This window comes from Pseudomonas arvensis (assembly GCF_056688935.1).
Map to the genome: position 1 here is coordinate 1,596,039 of NZ_CP162038.1, position 23,949 is coordinate 1,619,987.

Consider the following 23,949-nt stretch of genomic DNA (forward strand, 5'->3'; position numbering starts at 1 on the left):
CGTTTTTTTTCAATGCGCGTGGGCCATGCGCTAGCGCATTCGTAAGATAATGCCGGTCAAATCGACCACACTGGCGACTCCCGTGATCATCAACTTCGACCTCAACGACCTCCAAGCCTTCCGCGCCGTGGTGGACAAGGGCAGTTTTCGCGGCGCCGCCGAGGCCATCCGTATCTCGCAACCGGCCCTCAGCCGACGCATCGAAAAACTCGAATCCGCCCTCGACGTGAAGCTGTTCGAACGCACCACGCGGCGGGTCAGCCTGACCATGGTGGGCCGTGCCTTCCTGCCGCAAGTCGAGCGCATGCTTGACGACCTCGACATCGCGCTGATGGGCATCAGTAACGTCGCGTCCACGCGCATGGGCAATGTCACCATCGCCTGCGTGCCCTCGACCGCGTACTACTTCATGCCCCATGTGATCTCCGAATTCCACAAACTGTATCCGAAGATTCGCCTGCGGGTGCTGGACGCCAGTGCTGGCGAAGTGTGCCAGGCGGTGGAAAGTGGCGAGGCGGATTTTGGCGTGAGTTTCAGCGGCAGCCTGGCCGATGAAGTGGAGTTCGAATTGCTGTTGCAGGAGCGCTACGTGTTGGCCTGTCGGCGTGATCATCCGTTGGCAGAACGGGACAGCGTGACCTGGGCCGAAGCCTACGAGCACGACTACATCACCGTGGACAAGACCTCGGGCAACCGCTTCCTGTTGGACCAGGCCTTGCGCGGCGTGCGAGTGAAGAAGCCGAGTATCTGCGAGACGCACCACGTGACCACCATGATTGGTCTGGTGGAAGCGGGGCTGGGGGTGGCGATGGTGCCATCGATTGCGATGCCGGCGTGCGAACACCCGATTCTGGTCAGTGTGCCGCTGGTGGAGCCGCAGGTGATGCGCAATGTGGGCTTGATCAAACGCCGCGGGCGGACATTGCCGCCGGCGGCGCTGGAGTTGGAGCGGTTGGTGCGGGAGATGCCGTTTCGGTCAGCGTGACACCGAGTCCAGGCCGGTGGATTGCACCACCGGTTGCGCCTCGGGCGACGCCAGGTACTTCAGCAGCGCCTTGGCCTGCGCGGGGTGTTCGGCGTTCACCGGAATGCCTGCGGCAAAGCGCGTTACTGATTGCACGTCTTCGGGGATTTTTCCCACATAGGTCACGCCGGCTACCGGTAACAATTCCGCTACCTGCTGTAGACCCACTTCGTAGTCACCTTTGGCCACCTGTTCAGCCACCGGGATGCGTTCGATCATCGTGCCCTTGGCCGGCATGCCGAGCTTCTTGAACAGCTCTTTCTCGACATACACACCGCTGGCACTGTCCGAGTAGGCCACTGATTTGGCCTTGCTCAGCACCGCTTTCAATTCTGCGTCGGTGCTGATGGCGGGTTTCGCCGCGCCTGCTTTCACCACCAGGCCGATGCGCGAGTCTGCCAGTTCCACGCGGGACGCCGGGTCGACCTTGCCTTGTTTGATCAAGTCATCCAGGGCGTAGCCGACCATGATCACCACGTCGGCGTGTTCGCCCCGGGCCAGGCGGTTGGGAATCGCTTCCGGCGCCTTGCCCATGGACGGGCCGAGAATGGTATCGAGGGTGTCACCGCTGCGCTGGGCATACTGCGGGCCGAGCAATTTATAGGCGGCGGTGAAACCACCGGAGGTCATCACCTTGAGCTCCTCGGCCTGGGCCGTCAGCGCCAGCGCGCCAAGGGCCAGGCCCGCCAGGGTCTTGAACAGAGGCTGCATCATGCCGCCCCCTGCATCACTTGCCCGCGCGTGTTGGCGCGGCGGTACAACGCCAGGGTCGAACACAGCGCACACACTGCCGCAAACATCATCCAGTAGGCCGGCGAAGCCTTGTCTTCGGTGATGTGGATGAACCAGGTGGAGATCGCCGGGGTAAAGCCACCGAAAATCGCGGTTGCCAGGCTATAGGCCAGCGAGAAGCCCGCCACGCGCACTTCCACCGGCATGATTTCGGTCAGCGCCGGGATCATCGCGCCGTTGTACATGCCATAGAGGAAGGAGAACCACAGCAGGGTCTCCAGCATATGGCCGAAGCTCGGTGCATTTACCACGTAGGACAGCGCTGGATACGCGGTAAGAACCGTCAGCGCAGTCATGGCGATCAGTACCGGCTTGCGGCCAAAGCGATCGCTGAGGGTGCCGCCGATGGGCAGCCAGACAAAGTTCGACACCGCCACCAACAAGGTCACCAGCAACGCGTCGGAGGTGCTCAATTGCAGCACGGTCTTGCCGAAGGTCGGCGCGTACACGGTGATCAGGTAGAACGCGGTGGTGGTCATGGCCACCATCAGCATGCCGCCGATCACGACGGTCCAGTTTTTTACCAGGGTGGCCAGCACTTCGCGCATGGTCGGGCGATGCTTGCGGTTGGCGAACTCTTCGGTTTCCTGCAGGTTGCGACGCAGCACAAAGATAAACGGGATGATCACGCAACCGACGGCAAACGGAATGCGCCAGCCCCAGTCGGCAACCACCGCCGGTTCCATCCACACGTTCAGGCCGTAACCCAGCGCAGCGGCGACCACGATCGAGATCTGTTGGCTGCCCGACTGCCAACTGGTGTAGAAGCCTTTGCGGCCGGGTGTGGCCATCTCGGACAAGTACACCGACACGCCGCCCAGTTCCGCACCGGCCGAGAAGCCTTGCAGCAAGCGGCCAAGCAACACCAGCAGAGGCGCCCACAGACCAATGGTGTGATAACCCGGCACCAGCACGATCAGCAGCGTGCCGCTGGCCATGATCGACAGCGTTACGATCAGCCCTTTGCGGCGACCCACGTCGTCGATATAGGCACCCAGAATGATTGCGCCGAGGGGACGCATCAGGAAGCCTGCGCCGAACACGGCGAAGGTCATCATTAATGACGCAAACTCATTAGCGGCCGGGAAGAACGCCGCCGCAATGTAGGTGGCGTAGAAGCCGAACAGAAAGAAGTCAAACTGTTCGAGGAAGTTGCCCGAAGTAACGCGAAATACCGCGCCAATTTTCGAGCTGGCAGCGTCGGGCCGGGAAGGGCTAGTCATGGTTTTGTGTCTCCAGCGTTCTTTTTAAAGTGCTTGTTTCGCTTAAGACTGAGGATAGTGGCTGACACATTTAGAAATGATAAGTGAAAGATTTGGATTTATTGATGCGTTCAAGTTATCAATCGAAAATGCTGAAGCGTTTTGTGTAGTTGTCACTGTGGCGACGGAGCACCCCACGATGCGCATAGACGCCGCACGCCGCGCTTTCTACACTGCGACCTGTCTTGGGGAAAGGGCAGGCGCCGATGAATCGCAATGAATTACGCAAGGCCGACATCAATCTGATGGTGGTCTTCGAAGCACTGATGCTGGAGCGCAATGTGACGCGGGTGGCCGAGAAGCTGTTTCTCGGCCAGCCGACCATCAGTTCGGCCCTCAACCGCCTGCGTACCCTGTTCAACGACCCGTTGTTCATTCGTGTCGGCCATCGCATGGAGCCCACCGCGCGCGCCGAGGAAATCATCCAGCATTTGTCGCCGGCCCTGGATTCGTTGTCGTCGGCCTTGAGCCTGACCCACGATTTCGACCCGTCCATCAGCACCATGACCTTTCGCATCGGGCTGTCCGATGATGTCGAGTTCGGTCTGTTGCCGCCGCTGCTGCGCGCGTTGCGCCAGGAGGCGCCGCAAGTGGTGTTCGTGGTGCAGCATGTGGATTACTGGCGCATTCCCGACCTGCTCGCGTCCGGCGACATCACCGTAGGCATTACCCAAACCCGTGGCCTGCCGGCGAATGCCAAGCGCAAGTTGCTGCGCCATATCCGCCCGCGACTGCTGCGCGCCGATGCCTCGGACACGCCGCTGACCCTCGATGAATATTGCTCACGACCCCATGTGCTGGTGTCCCACACCGCCAACGTGTCAGGGTTTGCCGATGAGTGGCTGGCCGAGATCGGCCGCAAGCGCCACGTGGTGCTGTCGGTGCCGCAATACAGCGCGTTGCCTGCCTTGCTGGCCGGCACCGACCTGATCGCCAGCCTGCCGGACTACACCGCCGAAGCCATGGCGGTGTCGGGCAATCTGTTTTGTGAGCCGTTTCCGTTCGAGACGCCGACGCTGGATTTGTCCATGGTCTGGCTCAGCCACGTCGACACCGACCCGGCCGAGCGTTGGGTGCGCTCGCGACTGGAGGCATTCATGAGCGATAGAGGCTTGGGCGCCAAGGCCTGACGCGATATATTCAAGAATCTTCCTACAACAAGCTCGGAGCAACCCATGCCACACCTGCACCTGGAATACACCGCCAACCTGCCAGACCTGGCCGTCGATATAACTCTGTTGCGGCTCAACAATGTGCTGATGGCGTCCGGTCAGTTTGGCTCCGAGCTCGATATCAAAAGCCGTGCAGTAAAGCTTGAGAGTTTTAAGGTGGGCACTTCCCTCAGTCCGCGTGGCTTTATCGCGGTGAAGCTGTCGCTGCTCAGTGGGCGGTCAACGCAGGTCAAGCAGCAGTTGTCGCAAAGCCTGCTAGGGGCGTTGCAGGAGCTGGGCGATTGGCCGGAGAATTTACAGATTCAACTGAGCGTCCAGGTGGTGGACATGGACCGTGATTCCTACAGCAAAGCCGCCATCGGCTGACACCCTTGCCGCAGGGTTTAGAGTAATCCCTGGTCTGCGCAGACCTTCACCACCTGCTCGCGAAACCAGGTATTGGCACTGTCCTGTTCACTGGTTTCGTTCCACTGCATGTCCAGGGTGAACCCCGGCAACCCGTTGGGCGCCGCGCAATGGCCGAACACCGCCGCTGGCGCCAACAGCTTTTGCACGCGGCGCGGCAGGGTGACGATAAAGTCGGTGCCGGTGATCATCTTCAAGGCGGCGCTGTAGCTGTTGGCCCGGGCAACCACATGACGCTTGTGGGCCTGGCGCGCCAGCCAGCCGTCGATCATGTTGGTGTCGGAGGTCCACGGCGTGGGGAACACGTGGCGTCGTTCGACGAAGGATTGCAGGCTGAATGCCGGCTCCCTGGGCGCCGAGCGTTTATCGAAGACGCACACCAGGTCGTCCTCCAGCAGCATCTGGGTCTTGAAGTCTTTGTGGGCGCGATGAAAGTGCGGGCCGAAGCAGATCACCAGGTCCAGGCGGCCTTCGCGCAGGTCATCGGCGGGGATCTGGGTTTCCAGCTTCTGCACATTGACGATCACCGGCAGGTCAGCACGGTCGAAGCTTTTCAGCAGGCGCGGCAGGATCAACTGTTCGAAGTATTCCGGTGCACAGACGTTGAAGGTCACCGCCTTCTGGGTCGGGTCGAAGGCCTGGCCACCGGCGTGGCACAGGTTGATGCTTTCGAGGATTTTCTGCACATGGCCGTACATGGTGGTGGCCTTGTACGTAGGACGCATCCCCGCCCGGGTGTTGATAAACAGCTCGTCTTCAAAGCTGGTGCGCAACTTCTTCAGGCTGTAGCTCACGGTGGACTGGCTGACGAACAGCGTTTCGGACACCTCGGTAACGCTGCTCTGGTCGTAGACGGCGATAAACACCATCAAGTCCTGCATATCGAGTTTTCTGAGCAAGTTACTGTTTAACATCGGTTTCGTCCGTAAACCCTTTGTACCGAATTCAGTACAAGACAGCGCAAAAGCTTAACGGAACGTACGTGCCAATAGAAAGCTCTGTAGGGCGTTTCTATGTTTGCCGTGGGACAAATAATGTTTGCAACACGACCTCAGCGGATGTGGTGCGCGTAGTGCCTTGGGTTGAAGCGCGTGACGATCAGCAGCATCAGTACAACCACCGCTGTCAGCGACCACCAGGCCCATTCGAAACTGCCCAATTGGTCACGAATCATCCCGGCGATCAGCGGCGACAAGCCTGCAATCAGGTAGCCGATGCCCTGCACAAAGGCCGTGAGGCCACCGGCACGGCGTGGGTCGTCCAGGTGATCGAGGGACAGGATCAGGCTCATGGGGAACAGGCCGCCAATGCCCAGGCCGAGCAGGCACGGCCACAGCAAACTCAGGGCTTGCGGGCTGAGAATCAGGCCGCAGAAACCGATGATGATCAGCACCAGCAACACCGCCACCACGCCGCGTTTATCCCGGCGACGGTTGGCGATGGCGGGGGTGATCAGGCCGGAGACCACTTCCATGGCCGTCAGGAAGCCCAGCAGCAGCCCGGCGTTCTGCTCGCTCCAGCCTTGCTCCACGTAGTACGGCGCCAGCCACGCAAGAACACAGGTGTAGGACGCGGTGCCCAAGCCAAAAAAGATCGCCAGCAACCAGGCACGACGGTTGCCAAAAAATGACGCCTGCGGGCCGGAACCGGCCTGGGGCAATGGCGGCATAGTTGAGCGCTGGGCGAGCCAGAACACCAGGGCGAGCAACGCCAGCACGGCCCAGATCGCCAGGCCGATACGCCAGCTGCCGGTGCGCATTTGCACGAAAGGGGAAAACGAAGCCGCCAGCGCCGCGCCGCCCATGATGGCGGTGACGTACAGGCCCATGAACAGTGACACGTTATCGCTGAAGCGCGACTTGATCAGCGCTGGCATCAACGCCTGGATCATTGCAATACCGACCCCCGCTGCAATGGCGCTGACGATCAGCTCCAGCGCCGAATCCAGAAACAGCCGCGACAGCGTCGCCACGCCAATTACCAGCAGTGACAGCACAATGCTGCGGTGCTCGCCGAAACGCCTGGCCAGGCCCATGCCAAAAAACATCGCCAGGCCCATGGCCATGACCGGCAGCATGGTCAACAACGCCGCGCTGCTGAAACTCAACGGCACATCGCCACGAATCGACGACAACAATGGCCCCACGGCCGCCATCGACGGGCGCAGGTTAAGGGCGACCAGCACCACGCTGATCATCAGCCAAACGGCGGTGGTGGGTTTTGCCTGAACGTTTTCCATGGGCCGACCTTGAGTGAACAAGGGCGAATCAGGCCACGCATGGAGGCGGGGGGCAAATGAGAAAGTCGCAGGGAGTATCTAAAAAATGCATTTCCCACAAACACCGCAAATCGAAATGTGGGAGGGGGCATGAACTGGTCAAGTAATCTTGGACACCGATTACGGTTCACGCCGCCAACCTTTCCTTCATGACCGGCGACCGGTAGTCGTTGTAGCTGTGAGGCCTGCTGATGTTGTAGCGAGAGACATAGCGCTGCACGTCTGCTCGGGCCTCATGTTCCAGTTTGTAGCCCGTTTCAGGCACCCACTCTGATTTCAAACTGCCAAAGAAACGCTCCATCGGGGCGTTATCCCAGCACTCGCCTTTACGGCTCATGCTTTGCCTAAAACCCTGTTTGAGCAGCTCGTTTCGAAACTTATGACTGGTGTACTGACAACCTTGGTCAGAATGAAACAACACATTCTGGGGATGGCTGCGTAGCTCAACCGCCATGCGTAGCGCTTCGCAGGTCAGGTTGGCATCAGAAATCATCGAGAACGACCAGCCCACGATCCTGCGAGCGTACAAATCCAGAACGGCGGCGAAGTACATCCACCGCTTGCCGACCTTGATGTAAGTCACGTCGCCACACCACACCTGATTAACCGCCGTCACATCAAATTTCCGCTTGAGCACGTGTGGCGCCACTAAGGCCTCCACGCCCGGCGATTTGTACTTATGGCGCCTGCGCTGACGACTAGCGATGCCAGCTTCGCGCATCAAACTGCGAGCCATATAACGTCCGATACGATGCCCTTTGGCTTGTAGCTCCTTGGACAATGTACGTGCGCCGGCCGACTCTCTGGACGCCTTGTGGTGCCTGACCAGCGCGGCCTTGAGCTTGTCCCGTTCAGGATTTGCTCTGCCTTGGCGCTGGCGCCAAGCGTAGAAACTACTGCGGTTGACCCCGAACGCCCGGCAACACCTTTTAACGCCGTACTGCTCGTCCAGCTCATCGATCAACGTGAATGATCTTTGGCGTCCAAAAGCAGGAGAGCACTGGCCTTTTTTAGGATTTCGATATCCAGGTCTTTCTCTCTGAGCAGAGCTTTGAGCCTCTGGATTTCTCGTTGATCAGCGGTAATCGCCTTGGCCCCTACGGGAGTCGAGCCCAAGCGTTCTTTTTGCACTTGATCGACCCAGCGACGCAGCGCTGTGGGGCCGATATCCAGGCTGGCACAGACTTCGGTAACTGGCTGACCTTCATCCAACACCATGCTGGCGGCCTTGAGCTTGAACTCACTCGAATAAGATTTACGCATATCCAAACACCTCAAATTTGGGCGCTATCATAGCGCCCGATTGAAGTGTCCAAAATCATTAGGCCAGTTCAGCAAGCCCCCTATAGCCGTGTTTCAGTCTAAGCATCTGTAACTGATCCACCGCTATCGGGGCATGGGTATCTACACAACTCTCAAAGGCTTATACATAACGCTGTGGTGAGCGGGCTTGTCCCGCGCTGGGCTGCGCAGCAGCCCCAAAACCAGGCAACTTGGTTTTTCTGAAAAAACGCGGTGGCTTTGATGGGGCTGCTTCGCAGCCCAGCGCGGGACAAGCCCGCTCACCACAACAGCCCAGTTGCCATAGATTCAGCATCCACGGGAAGTTGTGTAGATACCTATGGCTATCGGGGGCAAGCCCTAATGCCAGTCAGTTAAGGGCGAACACCGTACCTGTGGCGAGGGAGCTTGCTCCCGCTGGGCCGCGAAGCGGCCCCAAAAATGGGACTGCTGCGCAGTCCAACGGGAGCAAGCTCCCTCGCCACAGGTTACTTTTTGCCCTTTTATCTCTTAACTGACCGGCATTAGGGCAAGCCCCCTCCCACATGGGTCGAAGCGGTGTCAATTAGACCGAATCACATGCTTGATCTCCTGGAACGCCGCCAACCCCCACGGCCCCAACTCGCGGCCGATGCTGCTCTGCTTGTAGCCGCCCCACGCGGTCTGCGGGAAGATCACTTGCGGTGCGTTGATCCACACCAGCCCGGCCTGCAAGGCATTCGCCACCCGTTCGGCGGTCCCGGCGTCGGCGCTGACCACACTGGCCACCAGGCCGAAATCGCTGTCGTTGGCCAGGGCAATCGCCTCATCCTCAGTCGCGAAACGTCGTACACACAGCACCGGGCCGAAGATTTCCTCGTTCCATAACGCGCTGTCCAGCGGCACCTCGGTGAGCACGGTCGGGCGGATGAAAAAACCTGTCGTCAGATCCGCCGGACGTTCACCGCCGCACAGCAATCGCGCGCCGTCCTCGATGCCACGCTGGATATGCGCCTGTACCCGTTGATACTGCGCACGGTTGATCAGCGCGCCCATTTCCACGTCCTCGGCAAACGGGTCCGCCACGTGAATCCCTTCAGCCCGCACCTGCAGGCGCTGCAGGAATTCATCCGCCAGGCTGTCGGCCACCAGTACGCGACTTGTCGCGGAACACATTTGCCCGGCATTGAAAAATCCACCGCCACACGCCAGTTCTACCGCCAAGTCCAGATCAGCATCCGCCAGCACCAGCAACGAAGATTTTCCGCCCAGTTCCAGGCTGACGCCCTTGATGGTTTCGGCGGCGCGTCGCATCACCTGCACGCCCACTGCATTGCTGCCGGTGAAGGAAATCTTCGCCACGCGACGGTCCGCTGCCAGGGGCGCGCCGACCGCCAGGCCCGTGCCGCAGACCAGGTTGAACACGCCGGCGGGCAGCCCGGAATCGGCGATGATCCGCGCCAATTGCAGCTCCGCCAGCGGCGTGACCTCCGAGGGTTTAAGCACCACGCAGCAGCCGGCGGCGAGGGCGGGGGCGAGTTTCCAGGCGGTGGTTACCATGGGGAAATTCCACGGCACGATCAGCCCCACCACGCCACAGGGTTCACGGCGCAGGCGAGCGCTGAAATCATCGCCGGGCAGCGCCACCGGGCGGTCTTGCCCGGCGTCCAGGTCCTCGGCGACAGCTGCGTAGTACTCGAAGGTGGCAATCACGTCGTCCACATCGATGCCGGCCTCAAACAGCGGCTTGCCGTTGTTGCGCGACTGCAGGTGCATCAACGGTTCGCGCTGTTCGCGCACGCCCTGGGCGATGTTGCGCAACAGGGCACCGCGTTCGTGGCCGGTGGTTTTTGACCACTCGGTAAACGCCCGGCTGGCGGCGTCCACTGCCTGGGTCACGGCAACACTGTCGCCTGCGCTGACCTCGGCCAAGCGGGTTTCGGTCGCCGGGTTGATCACCTCCAGCACGTCATGGCCTGCACGCCATTCGCCGTCGATATACACACCGTTTATGACTGCGTTCATACCGCGACCTCCTTCATCCAAAGCCCCTGGTCGATTTCAATCAGCGTCGGCCCTTGGCGCTCAGCGGCGGCCAGCAGTGCGCTGTGCAAAGATCCGACGCCCTGGATGCGTTCAGCCGCGCAACCCAGGGCCTTGGCCACGCCGATAAAGTCCGGCGTGTAGATGTCTACGCCGACCGGCTCGATGGCGCGGTTGAGCATGTATTTCTTGATCTCCTCATAGCCCTGGTTATTCCACAGCAACACGATGATCGGCGTGCGGGCTTCCACCGCGCTGGCCAGTTCCGGCAGGCTGAACTGCAGGCCGCCGTCGCCGATCAGGCACACCACCGGTTGCCCATCGCCGCGCCCCAGCCAGGCGCCGATGGCGGCGGGCAAGGCGTATCCCAAGGTGCCGTAGCCGGTGGAGGAATTGAACCAGCGGCGCGGGTGGTCGAGGTTGAGGGTCAGGTTGCCGCTGTACACCGGTTGGGTAGAGTCGCCGACCATGACGACGCCGGACAGTGTCTCCAGGACCGTGTTGAGCAACAGGGTTTGCGCGCGGGTCGCGGCGTCCCAGGTGGGCGTCAGTTCAGCCCACAAACGGGCGACGCGCTCGCCGCCCCAACTGCTGCAGCGCGGCGGTAACGATGTGCTGTCCAACTCGGCCAGCAAGGCTTCGGCGGCGATTTGCGCATCGGCGACCAATGCAACTTGAGGGGGGTAGTTGCGCACGGTCTGGTCGGGGTCGATGTCGATGCGCAGCAGCGCGCCGGGAATGTCAAAGCCGCCGGCGAAGGTCACGTCGTAATCGGTTTCCCCAAGCTCCGTGCCGATGGCCAGCACCACGTCGGCTTCGGCGACCAATGCGCGGGTGGCGACCAAGGTCTGGGTCGAGCCGATCAGCAACGGGTGCGCGGCGGGCAGCAGGCCTTTGGCGTTGATGGTCAGCGCCACTGGCGCGCCGAGGGTTTCGGCGAGGCGGGTCAACGCGCAGGCGGCATTGATGGCGCCGCCTCCGGCGAGAATCAGCGGACGCTTGGCGCAGGCCAGTAGCTGAGTCATCTGTTTGATCGCCGCAGGTGCGGCACCCGCACGCGCCACGTTGATCGGCTCGCTGCCCAGCAGGGCGTCGGCGTTTTCCACCAGTACATCCAACGGGATCTCGATATGCACCGGGCGCGGCCGACCGGCCTGGAACAGCGCAAACGCCCGTGCCAGCACACCTGGCAACTCCGCCGCCGACATCAAGGTATGGGAGAACGCCGCCACGCCCGCGATCATCGCGCTCTGGTTCGGTAGTTCATGCAACTTGCCGCGCCCGCCGCCCAACTGGCTGCGTGATTGCACGCTGGAAATCACCAGCATCGGGATCGAGTCGGCGTAGGCCTGGCCCATGGCCGTGGTGATGTTGGTCATGCCGGGGCCGGTGATGATGAAACACACGCCGGGCTTGCCGCGGGTACGCGCATAGCCGTCGGCCATGAACCCGGCGCCTTGCTCGTGGCGCGGGGTGACGTGACGGATGCTGGAACGGGCCAGGCCACGATACAGTTCCACGGTGTGCACGCCGGGGATGCCAAACACCTGGTCCACGCCGTAGCCTTCGAGGAGGTTGACCAACACTTCGCCGCAGGTCGCCATACAGGTCGCTCTTGTTATGGATTCGAGGCGGTATTGGAACGGCTGGCCCATAGCGGCAACAATCGATTAAAAGTCATACTAGCCATGTCCTCACGTCATGGCTGAACCCGATGAAACGCCTTCCACCGCTGCCCGCGCTGCACACCTTCTGGGTCACGGCCCAGTGCTGCAATTTCACCCGCGCAGCCGAGCAACTGCACATTACCCAGGGCGCGGTGAGCCGGCAGATCGCCGGGCTGGAAAGCCACTTGGGTTACACCCTGTTCCAGCGTCAGGCGCGGGGCTTGAGCCTGACCGAAGAGGGGCGCGAATGGTCACTGCGGGCGCAGCAGGTGTTTGGCTTGCTCGGTGACGCCGTGGAGCAGATCGGCAATCGCCGCCAGACCTTGCAGCTCAAGGCGTCCACCTGCGTGATGCGCTGGTTGCTGCCGCGCTTGATGCAGTGGCAAAAGGAGCGTCCGGACGTGCCGGTGGAGCTCACCACCACCGTGGCCTACACCGTGGATTTTCGCCGCGAGCAGTTCGACGCAGCGGTGATCTACGCGCCCATCGCCGAGCAGTCCGCCGAGGCGCGGCATTTGTTCGACGAGCAACTCACGCCAGTCTGCGCGCCGGGTTTACTGACGGGCTTGCACGCACCGCAGGATTTGCAGCAACAGGTGCTGCTGCATCCCACGCGGGATGAGCGGGATTGGGCGTTATGGTTGAAGGCGGCGAATACCCATGTGAGCAATCTGAGCCAGGGTCATCATTTCGAAACGCTGGACTTGGCAATGACGGTGGCCTCCCAGGGTTCCGGGGTGGCGATTGGCGATAGCGCGTTGATTGGCGAGGACGTGAAGGCGGGGCGGTTGGTCATGCCGTTCGCACTGCGGGTGTCGACGGGGATGGGGTATTACCTGGTGTATCCGCCGGGGACGAAGCCGTCGACCGGGCTTGAAGCGCTGATGGATTGGTTGGTGAGCCAGGCGCAATTTCCAGAACACTGAAAGGCAAATGTGGGAGGGGGCTTGCCCTAATGCCGGTCAGTTAAGAGATAAAAGGGCAAAAAGTAACCTGTGGCGAGGGAGCTTGCTCCCGTTGGACTGCGCAGCAGTCCCATTTTTGGGGCCGCTTCGCGGCCCAGCGGGAGCAAGCTCCCTCGCCACAGGTACGGTGTTCGTCCTTAACTGACTGGCATTAGGGCTTGCCCCCGATAGCGATGTGTCAGTCAAAGATGCTCCAACTGAACCACCGCTATCGGGGGCAAGCCCCCTCCCACATTTCTTGACCTAGTTGTGTCAGTAACCGACGGTGAAGCGCTGGCGCGAATGTTTTGGCGTTTCTACTTCGTCGATTAGTGCAATCGCATAGTCGGAGAAGCTGATCCAGCTTCTTCCTTTCTCACTTATGAGCAAGTGGTCTTGCCCCAACCTGAAGTCGCCAGTGCGGAGACCTTCAACGAACTCCGCAGAGGGCGAGAGAAAGGACCAATCCAACTCCTTTTCTTGACGCAGTTTGTCGAGAAACACACTGCCAGCACTTGCTTCAGCCCGATATTCCTCAGGGAATCCGGCGCTGTCGATGACGCGCTCTCCCGTCGGCAACAACAACGAGCCAGCGCCTCCCACTACCAATAGGCGCTTCACACCGGCGTTCTTCACCGGACCGATCAACGCCTCGGCTGGCACGGTCGCGAAGTGTGCGGCACTGATTACCACATCACTTCCACTGACAGCTTTTTGCAGCTCGTCAGCATTCAAGGCATCAGCTTTTTTGACGGTCACACCTGGCTTCACATCGATGGATTCGGTATTGCGCGCGATAGCCACCACGCTGTGCCCACGACGCAACGCTTCTTCCAGCAATTGGCTGCCGGCACGGCCTGTGGCCCCAATGATTGCGATCTTGCTCATGACGTTCTCCAGTACGGTTAAGGTGTGAGAGGTTTCACCACTTCATTTCGCCCTTGGCGACTTTTGCACTCAGCTCCAGGGAGCTTTCGTCGGCCAGGGTGGGGTAACGCGTTTTCATGGCTGCGATGAGGGCGGCGGAGTCTTTGGCCTTGGCCGTTTCTACGTCGAAGGCCTTGATGTAGTCAGCAGTAAATTTGACCGAAGCCAGGGACGGCGTACCCAGGTAGTGACCCGGAATCACGGTGCGCGGTTTCAGGTTTTCGATGCGTTGCAGGGTGGCCAGCCAGTCCTTGTGGGATTGCGCGCCCTGGGTGTCGGCCATCCACAGGTGAATGTTTTCGGCGACCACGACGCCACCGACCACGGCCTTGATCGACGGGATCCATACAAAGCTGCGATCCGGCTGCGGGCCGTCCAGGCCGATCACCTCCAACTGCTTACCTTCCAGCGTCAGGCTGTGGCCTTGCAGCACCTGCGGCACGATGGTTTTAGCCGGTTTGTCGGCGCCCATTTTCGGGCCCCAGAACTCAAGTTTGCCGGCCACGGTGGCGTTGATATGGTCGACCACCGGTTGCGGCGCGAGCACTTTGGCCTCCGGGAACGCAGCCGTCAGGGTGTCGAGGCCGAAGTAGTAATCCGGGTCGCCATGGCTGATGTAGATGGTGGTCAGGTGTTTGCCGCTGGCGCGGATCTTCTGTACCAGTTGCTCGGCTTGGCCTTTGCCGAATTGTGCGTCCACCAGGATCGCGTCTTTGGCGCCGCTGACCAGCACCGAGGTCACCGGGAAAATCGCCGCTTCGCCAGGGTTGTACACGTCGAGAGTCAGGTCGGCCGCCGACGCATGGGCGGCAAATGCCAGGGCGGCGGTGGCCAGAGTCAAGCGCTTGAGGGTTGAGAACATCGGACAGCTCCAGCAATCGGTTCAAAGGATGCACAGAGCTTAGTTGCACCAAACGGGACTAAAAATGCGATGCTGGAACATAGTTTGTTTCTGAAATCGGGCAAATCATGGATCGTCTTCAAGCAATGCGCGTGTTTGTCACCGTGGTGGACCTGGGCAGCCAGTCTGCCGCCGCCGACCACCTGGACCTGTCGCGCCCGGTCGTCTCACGTTACCTGGCCGAGCTGGAAGACTGGGTTGGTGCGCGTCTGATGCACCGCACTACGCGCAAACTCAGCCTCACGGCGGCAGGCAGCGAAACCCTGCCGCGCTGCCGACAATTGCTGGAGTTGTGCGGCGACATGCAGGCCGCCGTCAGCGAACCGGATGACGCACCCCGTGGCCTGCTGCGCCTGAGTGTCAGCACCTCGTTCGGTCAGGCGCAATTGGCCGAGGCCATTGCCGAGTACGTCAAGCGCTACCCCTTGGTCACTGTCGACCTGCAGATGCTCGACCGCACGGTGAACCTGGTGGATGAACGCATCGACCTGGCCATCCGCACCAGTAATGACCTGGACCCGAACCTGATCGCACGGCGCCTGACGGTCTGTCGCTCGGTGGTCTGCGCCACCCCGGCGTACCTGCGCGAGCTTCCGGCCCCGCAAAAAGTCGAAGACCTGGCCCGGCACAACTGCCTGACCCACTCGTACTTCGGCAAAAACCTGTGGCATTTCGAGGAGCATGGCGAGCACGTGTCGGTGCCAGTGCACGGCAATATCACGGCCAACGAGGCCAGCACGCTGTTACGCCTGACGCTGGCCGGGGCCGGGGTGGCCATGCTGCCCAGTTACCAGGCCGGCGATCACATCCGCCGTGGCGAACTGGTGCGCCTGCTGCCCCACGCCGAGCCTCGGCAGATGAATATCTACGCGGTCTACGCCTCACGCAAACACATGCCGTCGGCGCTGCGCAGCCTGCTGGATTTCCTGGTATTGAGATTCCCTGAAGAGCCGGCGTGGGACGTCGGTCTGTAGGGCGACATAAGCCTGTTGAATGTCGTCCAATAATGGCAACTCGCCCTGGCTGGCCTATGCTTTAAACAGCACCGTGTGGATCCGTCCAGAGGTCTGTGCCATGAGCATTAAAACCAGAAAATACCTGATGATTGTCACGCTCTGCGCCTTGGCCAGTGCGCTGTACGGGACTGCCGCCTACCGCGTCGAACAGACCCGTATGCAGCCGACCTTTGCGATCAGCTGCCATCAGGACCAATGCGTGCCCCACACCGGCAGTTTCAGCGCGCTCAGGTAGCCGGCGATTCGGCTTTGAGTTGCTCGCGAAACGCCTTGGGTGAGAACCCGACGCGTCGGCGAAACAGCCGAGAGAAGTTGGTCGGGTCGGAGAACCCCAGCACCTCCGACATTTCATTGATGGTCATGCTGGTGTAAGTCAGCAGGCGCTTGGCCTCCAGCAATTGGCGGTCATGCATGATCTGCAACGCAGGCTGCCCACCCAGTTCCCGACATGTTCCATTCAAGTGTGAGACCGAGATACCCAGCTTGTGGGCCAGATCCTCAATCTTCGGGTGTTCCCGATAGTGCTGTTCGACCAATTGGGTAAACCGCCGGAAATACTCGCGGCCCCTTGGCGCGCGCGGATGGCGGCGCTGGATGGCCTGGCGGCTGACCCACACCAGCAGCACGCTGACCAGGGCGTGCATCATCATGTCCCGGGCCGGTTGGTCGTCGGCGTATTCGTCCTGCAGGCGGGCGAACTGGGCGTTGAGGTAGTCACTGTCCTTGCCGGCCGGGTAACTTCCCAAGGTTTGCAAACCGCCCGCCGTGGCACCCAGTTGTGCCTGCAAGTGGCTCACCAGTGGCGCTGAGAGTGTCACCACATACCCTTCGACATCTTCGGCAAAACGAAAGCCATGCACGCACAACGGCGGCAATACCTGCAGCGTGGCTTCGTTGAGCGTGGTGCGCTGGCCTTCGATTTCCAGTTGGGCCTGGCCCTTGTGCACATACAGCAGCTGGCACAGATCCGCGTGCCGGTGGGGTTGGATTTCCCACTGGTATTCCCGACTGCGCCGGGAAATGGTTTCGCAGTGCAACAAATCGGGGGTCGGCCATTGCTGGTTTTCCCCGTAAAGCTTGAAGACCGGAATCGCGGTGTCTGTCATGGTTTCAATCCGATACTCAGGACGGTTGTGCGGTAATCGCCCAAATTGGCAAAAAGCGCAGGGTTTGTCGCAGTTTTCACCTTCTTATGGCGTTCACTCAAGTGAAAAATGTCAGCCATAAGATCAATGACAACTCTTTCACTTGATCCGTTCGAGTGGAACTTGCGGGCGATAAAAATAATGAAAACGCTGAAAACCCAAGTCGCCATTATCGGCGCCGGTCCTTCTGGACTGTTGCTCGGCCAGCTGCTGCACAATGCCGGCATCGAGACCCTTATCCTAGAGCGCCAGAGCGCCGATTATGTGCAAGGCCGCATTCGCGCCGGGGTGCTGGAGCAAGGCATGGTCGACCTGCTGCGCCAGGCGGGTGTCAGCCAACGCATGGATGCCGAAGGCCTGGTGCATGACGGCTTTGAGTTGGCGCTGGACGGGCATCTCACCCACATCGATCTCAAGGCCCTGACTGGCGGCCAATCGGTGATGATCTACGGCCAGACCGAAGTCACCCGCGACCTGATGGCCGCCCGTGACGCGGCCGGCGCCGTCACGTTCTACGAAGCGCGTGACGTGCAGCCCCATGATCTTAAAACTGATCGACCCTGGCTGACCTTCGAACACCAGGGCGAGGCGTTCCGCCTGGAGTGCGATTACATCGCCGGCTGTGATGGTTTCCACGGCGTGGCGCGCCAGTCGATCCCGGCTGAGTCACTGAAAATCTTTGAACGCGTCTACCCCTTCGGCTGGCTGGGCATCCTCGCCGACACCCCGCCAGTACACGACGAACTGGTGTACGCCAAGCACTCCCGTGGCTTTGCCCTGTGCAGCATGCGCTCGCCGACCCGCAGCCGTTATTACCTGCAAGTGCCTGCTGAAGAACCGTTGGACGAATGGTCGGACGAACGCTTTTGGGATGAATTGAAAACCCGCCTGCCCAGCCGCCTGGCCGAGCAGTTGGTCACCGGCCCATCGATTGAAAAAAGCATCGCGCCGCTGCGCAGTTTTGTGGTGGAACCGATGCAGTACGGGCGCCTGTTCCTGCTCGGGGATGCCGCGCATATCGTCCCGCCCACCGGCGCCAAGGGCCTGAACCTGGCGGCCAGTGATGTGAGCACCTTGTTCCGGATTCTGCTCAAGGTCTATGGCGAGGGGCGCGTGGATTTGCTGGAGCGCTATTCGGCCATTTGCCTGCGCCGGGTGTGGAAGGCCGAGCGGTTTTCGTGGTGGATGACCTCGATGCTGCATCAATTCCCGGAGGCGGACGGCTTCAGCCAGCGCATCGCTCAGAGCGAACTGGAGTACTTCATCCACTCCGAAGCCGGGCGCAAAACCATTGCGGAAAATTACGTCGGGCTTCCTTACGAGGCTATCGAATAGCCTGCTATCGTATTCAGCATTCCCGTGGGCCGTCTTTTCCTACGGGCCTTGCTTGAAGGTTCTGTCGTGACTCAGCTTAATCAGCCTACGCCACCGCTCCCGGCGGTGCGCAGTATCCTCGCCTCGTTGATGATGGCGATCTTCCTCGGCGCCTTGGACCAGACCATCGTCGCCGTGTCCATGCCCGCTATCTCCGCGCAATTTCACGACGTCAACCTGCTGGCCTGGGTGATCTCCGGCTACATGGTGGCAATGACGGTGGCGGTGCCGATCTACGGCAAGCTCGGCGACCTGTACGGGCGCCGGCCGATGATGCTGATCGGCATGGGCTTGTTCACCGTGGCATCGCTGTTCTGTGGCATGGCGCAAAACATGGAGCAACTGGTGCTGGCGCGGGTGCTGCAGGGCATCGGTGCTGGCGGCATGATCTCGGTGAGCCAGGCGATCATCGGCGACATCATTCCGCCCCGTGAGCGTGGGCGCTACCAGGGCTATTTCAGCAGCATGTACGCAGTGGCCAGCGTGGCCGGGCCGGTGTTGGGCGGTTACATGACCGAGTATCTGTCGTGGCGCTGGGTGTTCTTGATCAACCTGCCGCTGGGCGCCGGCGCCTGGTATGTGGCGCATCGCACGCTGGTAGGGCTGCCGGTGCCGCAGCGCAAGCCGATCATCGATTACCTCGGTACCGTCTTGATGATCGTCGGCCTGACCGCCTTGTTGCTGGGTATTACCGAAATCGGCCAGGGCCATCATTGGCGTGACCCTGAGGTGCTGGGCCTGCTGGCCTGCGCGCTGGTGGCGTTGACGCTGTTTGTGTGGCACGAGCGCCGTGCGCGGGAGCCTTTGCTGCCGATGCACCTGTTCGTCAACCGCAGCGCAGTGTTGTGCTGGTGCACGGTGTTTTTCACCAGTTTCCAGGCGATTTCCCTGACGGTGCTGATGCCCCTGCGCTTTCAGACCGTAACCGGAGGCGGTGCCGACAGTGCGGCCTTGCACTTGTTGCCCCTGGCGATTGGCTTGCCGATTGGCGCGTATTCCGCCGGGCGCATGACCTCAGTGACCGGGCGCTATAAACCGATGATTCTCAGTGGCGCACTGTTAAGCCCGCTGGCAATCCTGGGCATGGCCTTCAGTGCGCCCCAGGATGTGCTGCTGACCGGTGTGTTCATGCTGCTGTGCGGGATCGCCGCCGGGATGCAATTCCCCACCTCCCTGGTGGGCTCGCAAAACTCGGTGGAACAGCGCGACATCGGCGTCGCCACCAGCACCACTAACCTGTTCCGTTCCCTCGGCGGTGCGGTGGGCGTGGCGTGCATGTCGGCGCTGCTGCTGGCGTTGTTGCAGGATTCGAGCTTCGCGCATCTGGCCAGCGGTGCGCTGGTGGCCGAGGGCAGTTCTGGCAATGTGCTGCTCGACGGTCTGAACGCCGCGCCAGGCCCGGCGCAGGATGCACTGCGCGGGGAGTTGGGGGTGACGTTCAGGCATTTGCTGATGGTGAGTGCGGCGGTGTCGCTGCTGGGGTTGGCGGCAGCGATTGCGATGCCGAATCGGGTGCTGCGCGGGCGGGAAGACAAAGCGAAGTAACTGGCGCGATAGAGATCAACGTGTGGGAGGGAGCAAGCGCCCTCCCACAAGTTCAGGCATCCGCGTCCAGATCACGGGCTGTAGTAACCCACCGCAACCATGAAATGCCCGGCCTTGCGCACATAGGCATGCTTGTTCTCGACCTTGTCCGTCACCGGGTTTTTCCAGCGGTACTTGTATTCTCCCTGGTCCTGCTCCGCCATCAGCTTGAGGATCGGCTCGCCGACCGGTCTGCCGTCCGGGTCCTTGATCTTGCTGAAGTCGGTGTTGATCAGCCGCAGGGTGGTGCCGTGGGCCACGTAGCGTTGGGTGTCCAGGTCGACCACGAACACATAGAGATCATCCTGCAGGAAGCCGCCCTGCAATGAGTTGATGGCCTTGAGCGTACCGGCTTCATCCTTGAGCAACGCGTTGACCGCTTTGTTGCGCAAGGCCCGGGCCTGTTCCGGGGTCGCCCGTGGCAGGTAATAGCCCACGGCCAGGATGCGTTCACCCACCCGCTGATAAAACACGTGCTTGTGCTCGATCTTGCCGTCGTTCCAGTTCTGCCAGCGGTAATCCGCCTGCTGGATGCCCTGGCCTTGCGGTGTCGTGAGCGCGGTCTTGAACGACTCGCGCAAGTCCGGCCCCAATACCTCGTTGACGTCCCGGCCGATCAACGCGGAGGAGGGACCGCCGCTGGCCAGCAGTACGCCCTGGGTATCGATCACGAACACGTAACGGTCCTGGTCGATAAATTCCCCTTGGCGGCTGAACGCGGCAAAGGCCTTGTCGCCATTGCTCTGGTAGTAGGCCAGGGCTTTTTCCAGCAGGGCCTTGGCCGCCTGCGCGTCCTCATCCTGAGTTGTGGCGGCGTGCACTTGGCTGAAACACAACAGCAGCAGCCAGGTGACGCGGAGCATTCCCTTCATGGTCCGTCCTCGTTTTTATTGATGTGACAAGAGCGTAGACGGCCTTGGCTAGGGCGCTGCCAACCATTGGTCGACAATGCCTTGGTACACACCGGTCGCGACGCTCAGGTGCAACCACTGGTCGACATAGCTTTTCCAGGTCACGTCATCGCGGGGCAGCAAAAAGGCTTTTTCGCTGTACTGCATCTGCCGCTCAGGATTGACTGCACACAGGCCGGGCTTTTGCTTCTGCTGGTAACGGGCTTCGCTGGCGTCGGTGATCATGACGTCTGCCTTGCCAGCGAGCAGTTCGTCGAAGATGGTCACGTTGTCGTGCAGGCGGATCTGCGCCTGGCCCAGGTGGGCACGGGCAAACACTTCATTGGTGCCGCCCGCCGGTTCGATCACCCGTACCTGGGGCTGGTTGATCTGCTCGACAGTCTGGTAGCGCTGCACATCGGCGCAGCGCACCAGCGGAATCTTGCCGTCGACGCCAAGGGACTGGCTGAAGAAGGCTTTTTTCTGACGCTCCAGGGACACCGAAATCCCCCCGACGGCGATATCGCAGCGTTGCGCGAGGAAGTCCGGCATCAGGGTTTTCCAGGTGGTGGGCACCCAGGTGATCTTCGCGTTGAGGCTCTTGGCCAGGGACTCGGCCATGGCAATGTCGATGCCTTCATAGGTGCCATCAGCGCGCAGCTTGGTGTAGGGCGTGTAGTCGCCGGTGGTGCATACGCTGAGGGTGCCGCGCTGGAGCACCTCGTCGAGGCGTGACGGGGCAGTGTCGGCCAGGGCGCTGGTGGCCAGGCTCGCCAGTACACACAGGGCTAAGGGTGCTTTCATGCGGTCGAGTCCTTGGGGCAGGGTGGGGGCAGCCATTATTTCCAGCGCGGGGCAGGGTGGCAAGGCGTGGCGAATGTTTAGCCGGCGCGTAACCAAACTCCGTCATCCCTGAATTTACGCGCCTATCCCGGCGTGTGAGGCTGCGGGCATCTCCATCACCGTGATGCGCCCATGGACGGTTCCGCCGCCACCCACCTCGCGACACTGCCGTCCATACTGGCATTCTGGGCGCTGTTCCATTGCCGGCATGCGCGCCCGCCGGATGCCTTTCTCCTACGTTGATTTACCCCATGGATGACGCGCCTGTGTGCGCATCTGCCTGAAGCAAACGTATGAGAAACCCTATGCGCGATTTCGCCAGCCTGCACGAAGCCCACTCTTTCCTTGAGCAGCACCCGGACATCGAGATGTTCGAGCTGTTTATCCTCGACAACAACGGCGTACCGCGTGGCAAGTTGCTGCACCGCGATGAACTGCTGGCGGTGTATGAAAGCGGCCGGCCATTGCCCAGCACCATCCTCGGCCTGACCATCAATGGCGATGATGTCGAGAACTCCGGCCTGGTGTGGGAGGTGGGTGATATCGACTGCCGCGCCTACCCCATCAGCGGCAGTTTGCAGCGCATGCCGTGGCGGCTGATCCCCACCGCAGCGGTGCAAGTCAGCATGCACCCCATCGAAGGCCTGCCCGCCACCGTGGCCGACCCCCGGCATGTGCTGGCCAGGGTCATCGACGGGCTCAACGCCGATGGCTATTACCCGGTGATGGCGGCCGAGCTGGAGTTCTACCTGCTCGACGAGAAGCCCGACAGCCACGGCCGCCCGCAACCAGCGCGGGATAGGGATGGCGGTCGCCCGCGTTCGACCCAGGTCTATGGCCTGCGCGAACTGGAGCAGATCGAGCCCTTCCTCGCCGACCTCTACAGCGCCTGCAAGCTGCAAGGCATCCCGGCGCGCACGGCCATCTCCGAATACGCCCCCGGCCAAGTGGAAATCACCCTGGAACACCGCGCCGACGCGCTGCAAGCCATGGACGAAGCAGTGCGCTACAAGCGCCTGGTCAAGGGCGTGGCGCATAAGCACGGGATGACGGCGTGCTTCATGGCCAAGCCGTTCGACGACCTGGCAGGCACCGGCATGCACATGCACGTCAGCCTGGCGGATGCCCAAGGCCATAACCTGTTCGCCAGCGAGGCGGCCGACGGCACGCCGCTGCTGCGTCAGGCCGTGGGCGGGATGCTCGGCACCTTGCTCGATTCCCTGCTGATGTTCTGCCCCAACGCCAATTCCTATCGCCGCTTCCAAACCAACAGCTACGCGCCCCTGGCCGTCACCTGGGGCGTGGACAACCGCACCGTCAGCCTGCGGGTGCCCGGTGGCCCGGCACATTCGCGGCATATCGAACACCGCATCTGCGGCGCCGACGCCAACCCTTATCTGGCCGCTGCCGCGATCCTGGCCGGCATTCACCGAGGTATCCGCGAACAGCGCGACCCCGGCACGCCGGTGGAAGGCAACGGCTACGCCCAGGCCACGGAGTTTCTGCCCACCGATTGGCTCACCACCTTGCGTGCGCTGGAAGGCTCAAGCTGGGCCAGAGAGGCGTTTGGCAGTGAATTCCTCGGTGTGTACCTGGCGGTAAAACGCGCGGAGTATCGCCAGTTCATGGGCGAGGTGGGCGAGCAGGATTGGCGTTGGTACCTGCATCAGGCCTGAGTGGATGAGGGGGAGTGGACGCTTCGACCTTTTTTTCACGTTGCGCTGGTTAAGCTGCGAATCAAGGTCGTTCACCCCTGTTTAACCCCAATGAGCCCGTGATGTCGCCACAACCACCATCCTCCATCGAGATCGAATACGCCGAGCGCTGCGGCCTTGAACATGCCAAGGTCTGCGCAGACACGCGCCCACCGGGACTGCGTCGGCGGCTGGCGTCGTGGCGTGACGAGTGGCTGGTGCGCCAGGCGCTCAAGGTTGCCGGCGAACCAGGGTTGATCCTTGACCTGGCCTGCGGTTCAGGGCGTTTCTGGCCGGTGTTGGCCGAACACATCAACCGGGTGATCCTCGCCTCGGACAATTCCCAGGACATGCTCGACCACGCGTGCACCCATCACCCGGCGGCGCTGCTCAAGCGGGTCAAGACTTTTCAGGGTTCGGCGTTTTCCATCGGTTTGTCGGAGAACGCGGTGGACTGCATCTTCTGTTTGGAGTTGTTTCGCCATGTGCCCAACAGCGAGGGACGCCTGGCGTTGCTGCGCGAGTTTCACCGCGTGAGCCGCGATACGGTGATTGTCTCGGTCAATTCGCGCACTGCGGTAGACGACGAGTTTCGCCAGGCCGGCTTCAAAGTCCTGAACCAGCAGGAATTCATGCCAGGCTCAAACCTGTGGCGGGTCTATGTGCTGCGTAAGAAAGGATAACTCCGCCCCGTAGGGCTATTCTTCATCTCCTGTCTGAGTTTTCAT

The 23,949-nt window shown here is 61.3% G+C and carries 23 protein-coding genes; 10 read left to right on the forward strand and 13 right to left on the reverse strand.

The genetic code is table 11. The features are described 5' to 3' along the window. Positions 1–82 precede the first annotated feature (82 nt). Complete coding sequence (locus AB3G88_RS07300) at positions 83–985, forward strand: LysR family transcriptional regulator (RefSeq protein WP_099587573.1); 903 nt, start codon at positions 83–85, stop codon at positions 983–985. On the opposite strand, the gene AB3G88_RS07305 is transcribed toward AB3G88_RS07300, so the two are convergent. Together AB3G88_RS07305 and tcuC are read right to left on the reverse strand one after the other, a co-directional pair. Continuing rightward, positions 977–1,735 (reverse strand): substrate-binding domain-containing protein, encoded by a 759-nt coding sequence (locus tag AB3G88_RS07305; RefSeq protein WP_099587572.1) that lies wholly within the window; start codon positions 1,733–1,735, stop codon positions 977–979. The genes AB3G88_RS07300 and AB3G88_RS07305 overlap by 9 nt on opposite strands. Continuing rightward, a complete protein-coding gene (gene tcuC / locus AB3G88_RS07310; protein WP_099587478.1) occupies positions 1,735–3,039 on the reverse strand; it encodes an MFS transporter in 1,305 nt (434 codons plus the stop codon). The genes AB3G88_RS07305 and tcuC overlap by 1 nt, the downstream gene beginning before the upstream one ends. 245 nt (positions 3,040–3,284) lie before the next feature. On the opposite strand from tcuC, the gene AB3G88_RS07315 reads away from it, so the two are divergent. Further along, the gene (locus AB3G88_RS07315; RefSeq protein ID WP_017526706.1) at positions 3,285–4,208 is read left to right on the forward strand and encodes a LysR substrate-binding domain-containing protein; all 924 of its coding nucleotides are present in this window, start codon (positions 3,285–3,287) and stop codon (positions 4,206–4,208) included. A 45-nt stretch (positions 4,209–4,253) separates the two neighbouring features. Beyond that, positions 4,254–4,616: a 5-carboxymethyl-2-hydroxymuconate Delta-isomerase gene (locus tag AB3G88_RS07320; protein ID WP_480453556.1), complete on the forward strand. Its 363-nt coding sequence runs from the start codon at positions 4,254–4,256 to the stop codon at positions 4,614–4,616. Between the two features lie 17 nt (positions 4,617–4,633). Here the strand turns inward: AB3G88_RS07320 and AB3G88_RS07325 are convergent, their stop codons facing one another. The 6 genes from AB3G88_RS07325 to AB3G88_RS07350 all read right to left on the reverse strand — a co-directional run bounded on the left by AB3G88_RS07325 (position 4,634) and on the right by AB3G88_RS07350 (position 11,840). Then, a complete protein-coding gene (locus tag AB3G88_RS07325) occupies positions 4,634–5,569 on the reverse strand; it encodes a LysR family transcriptional regulator (protein ID WP_191947510.1) in 936 nt (311 codons plus the stop codon). Between the two features lie 137 nt (positions 5,570–5,706). After that, positions 5,707–6,894 carry a CynX/NimT family MFS transporter gene (locus tag AB3G88_RS07330; RefSeq protein ID WP_480453557.1) on the reverse strand — a complete coding sequence of 396 codons (1,188 nt, stop codon included), beginning with the start codon at positions 6,892–6,894 and terminating at the stop codon, positions 5,707–5,709. Between the two features lie 166 nt (positions 6,895–7,060). After that, positions 7,061–7,897, reverse strand: coding sequence for an IS3 family transposase (locus AB3G88_RS07335; protein ID WP_400530991.1), 837 nt, complete (start codon positions 7,895–7,897; stop codon positions 7,061–7,063). After that, entirely contained in the window at positions 7,894–8,196 is a 303-nt protein-coding gene (locus AB3G88_RS07340; RefSeq protein WP_014717988.1) for a transposase, read from the reverse strand. The genes AB3G88_RS07335 and AB3G88_RS07340 overlap by 4 nt, the downstream gene beginning before the upstream one ends. 579 nt (positions 8,197–8,775) lie before the next feature. After that, positions 8,776–10,218, reverse strand: a complete 1,443-nt coding sequence (locus AB3G88_RS07345) for an aldehyde dehydrogenase family protein (protein ID WP_480453558.1) — start codon at positions 10,216–10,218, stop codon at positions 8,776–8,778. Beyond that, positions 10,215–11,840: a 5-guanidino-2-oxopentanoate decarboxylase gene (locus AB3G88_RS07350; RefSeq protein ID WP_480453559.1), complete on the reverse strand. Its 1,626-nt coding sequence runs from the start codon at positions 11,838–11,840 to the stop codon at positions 10,215–10,217. Before AB3G88_RS07350 ends, AB3G88_RS07345 begins: the two co-directional genes overlap by 4 nt. A gap of 110 nt (positions 11,841–11,950) precedes the next feature. On the opposite strand from AB3G88_RS07350, the gene AB3G88_RS07355 reads away from it, so the two are divergent. Further along, a complete protein-coding gene (locus AB3G88_RS07355) occupies positions 11,951–12,829 on the forward strand; it encodes a LysR substrate-binding domain-containing protein (RefSeq protein WP_480453560.1) in 879 nt (292 codons plus the stop codon). Positions 12,830–13,120: 291 nt separating this feature from the next. On the opposite strand, the gene AB3G88_RS07360 is transcribed toward AB3G88_RS07355, so the two are convergent. Both AB3G88_RS07360 and AB3G88_RS07365 read right to left on the reverse strand, forming a co-directional pair. Beyond that, positions 13,121–13,735, reverse strand: coding sequence for an NAD(P)-dependent oxidoreductase (locus AB3G88_RS07360; protein ID WP_480453561.1), 615 nt, complete (start codon positions 13,733–13,735; stop codon positions 13,121–13,123). Between the two features lie 34 nt (positions 13,736–13,769). After that, a complete protein-coding gene (locus AB3G88_RS07365) occupies positions 13,770–14,636 on the reverse strand; it encodes an MBL fold metallo-hydrolase (RefSeq protein ID WP_191958333.1) in 867 nt (288 codons plus the stop codon). A gap of 107 nt (positions 14,637–14,743) precedes the next feature. Between AB3G88_RS07365 and AB3G88_RS07370 the strand changes: the two genes are divergently transcribed. Further along, on the forward strand, positions 14,744–15,649 hold the full coding sequence (locus tag AB3G88_RS07370) for a LysR family transcriptional regulator (RefSeq protein WP_112194048.1): 906 nt from the start codon (positions 14,744–14,746) through the stop codon (positions 15,647–15,649). Positions 15,650–15,749: 100 nt separating this feature from the next. Next, the gene (locus AB3G88_RS07375) at positions 15,750–15,926 is read left to right on the forward strand and encodes a hypothetical protein (RefSeq protein WP_177411513.1); all 177 of its coding nucleotides are present in this window, start codon (positions 15,750–15,752) and stop codon (positions 15,924–15,926) included. Here AB3G88_RS07375 and AB3G88_RS07380 read toward each other — a convergent pair. Then, the gene (locus AB3G88_RS07380) at positions 15,919–16,797 is read right to left on the reverse strand and encodes a helix-turn-helix domain-containing protein (RefSeq protein ID WP_099587466.1); all 879 of its coding nucleotides are present in this window, start codon (positions 16,795–16,797) and stop codon (positions 15,919–15,921) included. The genes AB3G88_RS07375 and AB3G88_RS07380 overlap by 8 nt on opposite strands. A 189-nt stretch (positions 16,798–16,986) precedes the next feature. Here AB3G88_RS07380 and pobA point away from each other — a divergent pair, with 189 nt between their 5' ends. Then, on the forward strand, positions 16,987–18,171 hold the full coding sequence (gene pobA / locus AB3G88_RS07385; RefSeq protein WP_480454418.1) for a 4-hydroxybenzoate 3-monooxygenase: 1,185 nt from the start codon (positions 16,987–16,989) through the stop codon (positions 18,169–18,171). Positions 18,172–18,237: 66 nt separating this feature from the next. After that, a complete protein-coding gene (locus tag AB3G88_RS07390; protein ID WP_099587464.1) occupies positions 18,238–19,755 on the forward strand; it encodes an MDR family MFS transporter in 1,518 nt (505 codons plus the stop codon). 71 nt (positions 19,756–19,826) lie between these two features. Here the strand turns inward: AB3G88_RS07390 and AB3G88_RS07395 are convergent, their stop codons facing one another. Then, positions 19,827–20,666 carry a cache domain-containing protein gene (locus AB3G88_RS07395; protein WP_480453562.1) on the reverse strand — a complete coding sequence of 280 codons (840 nt, stop codon included), beginning with the start codon at positions 20,664–20,666 and terminating at the stop codon, positions 19,827–19,829. Between the two features lie 48 nt (positions 20,667–20,714). Next, entirely contained in the window at positions 20,715–21,488 is a 774-nt protein-coding gene (locus tag AB3G88_RS07400; RefSeq protein ID WP_480453563.1) for a transporter substrate-binding domain-containing protein, read from the reverse strand. A gap of 344 nt (positions 21,489–21,832) precedes the next feature. On the opposite strand from AB3G88_RS07400, the gene AB3G88_RS07405 reads away from it, so the two are divergent. Beyond that, complete coding sequence (locus AB3G88_RS07405; RefSeq protein ID WP_480453564.1) at positions 21,833–23,203, forward strand: glutamine synthetase family protein; 1,371 nt, start codon at positions 21,833–21,835, stop codon at positions 23,201–23,203. Positions 23,204–23,304: 101 nt separating this feature from the next. Next, the gene (locus tag AB3G88_RS07410; RefSeq protein WP_099587460.1) at positions 23,305–23,904 is read left to right on the forward strand and encodes a class I SAM-dependent methyltransferase; all 600 of its coding nucleotides are present in this window, start codon (positions 23,305–23,307) and stop codon (positions 23,902–23,904) included. Positions 23,905–23,949: the final 45 nt, after the last annotated feature.

Excerpts from the sequence above, each read along its gene's own strand:
- AB3G88_RS07365 (WP_191958333.1), bottom strand. The coding sequence starts at position 14,636 with ATGTTCTCAACCCTCAAGCGCTTGACTCTGGCCACCGCCGCCCTGGCA.
- AB3G88_RS07410 (WP_099587460.1), top strand. The coding sequence starts at position 23,305 with ATGTCGCCACAACCACCATCCTCCATCGAGATCGAATACGCCGAGCGC.
- AB3G88_RS07340 (WP_014717988.1), bottom strand. The coding sequence starts at position 8,196 with ATGCGTAAATCTTATTCGAGTGAGTTCAAGCTCAAGGCCGCCAGCATG.
- AB3G88_RS07330 (WP_480453557.1), bottom strand. The coding sequence starts at position 6,894 with ATGGAAAACGTTCAGGCAAAACCCACCACCGCCGTTTGGCTGATGATC.
- tcuC (WP_099587478.1), bottom strand. The coding sequence starts at position 3,039 with ATGACTAGCCCTTCCCGGCCCGACGCTGCCAGCTCGAAAATTGGCGCG.
- AB3G88_RS07405 (WP_480453564.1), top strand. The coding sequence starts at position 21,833 with ATGCGCGATTTCGCCAGCCTGCACGAAGCCCACTCTTTCCTTGAGCAG.
- AB3G88_RS07380 (WP_099587466.1), bottom strand. The coding sequence starts at position 16,797 with ATGACAGACACCGCGATTCCGGTCTTCAAGCTTTACGGGGAAAACCAG.
- AB3G88_RS07315 (WP_017526706.1), top strand. The coding sequence starts at position 3,285 with ATGAATCGCAATGAATTACGCAAGGCCGACATCAATCTGATGGTGGTC.
- AB3G88_RS07350 (WP_480453559.1), bottom strand. The coding sequence starts at position 11,840 with ATGGCGACCTGCGGCGAAGTGTTGGTCAACCTCCTCGAAGGCTACGGC.
- AB3G88_RS07395 (WP_480453562.1), bottom strand. The coding sequence starts at position 20,666 with ATGAAGGGAATGCTCCGCGTCACCTGGCTGCTGCTGTTGTGTTTCAGC.
- AB3G88_RS07345 (WP_480453558.1), bottom strand. The coding sequence starts at position 10,218 with ATGAACGCAGTCATAAACGGTGTGTATATCGACGGCGAATGGCGTGCA.
- AB3G88_RS07370 (WP_112194048.1), top strand. The coding sequence starts at position 14,744 with ATGGATCGTCTTCAAGCAATGCGCGTGTTTGTCACCGTGGTGGACCTG.
- AB3G88_RS07400 (WP_480453563.1), bottom strand. The coding sequence starts at position 21,488 with ATGAAAGCACCCTTAGCCCTGTGTGTACTGGCGAGCCTGGCCACCAGC.
- AB3G88_RS07375 (WP_177411513.1), top strand. The coding sequence starts at position 15,750 with ATGAGCATTAAAACCAGAAAATACCTGATGATTGTCACGCTCTGCGCC.
- AB3G88_RS07305 (WP_099587572.1), bottom strand. The coding sequence starts at position 1,735 with ATGCAGCCTCTGTTCAAGACCCTGGCGGGCCTGGCCCTTGGCGCGCTG.
- AB3G88_RS07355 (WP_480453560.1), top strand. The coding sequence starts at position 11,951 with ATGAAACGCCTTCCACCGCTGCCCGCGCTGCACACCTTCTGGGTCACG.
- AB3G88_RS07325 (WP_191947510.1), bottom strand. The coding sequence starts at position 5,569 with ATGTTAAACAGTAACTTGCTCAGAAAACTCGATATGCAGGACTTGATG.
- AB3G88_RS07320 (WP_480453556.1), top strand. The coding sequence starts at position 4,254 with ATGCCACACCTGCACCTGGAATACACCGCCAACCTGCCAGACCTGGCC.
- AB3G88_RS07360 (WP_480453561.1), bottom strand. The coding sequence starts at position 13,735 with ATGAGCAAGATCGCAATCATTGGGGCCACAGGCCGTGCCGGCAGCCAA.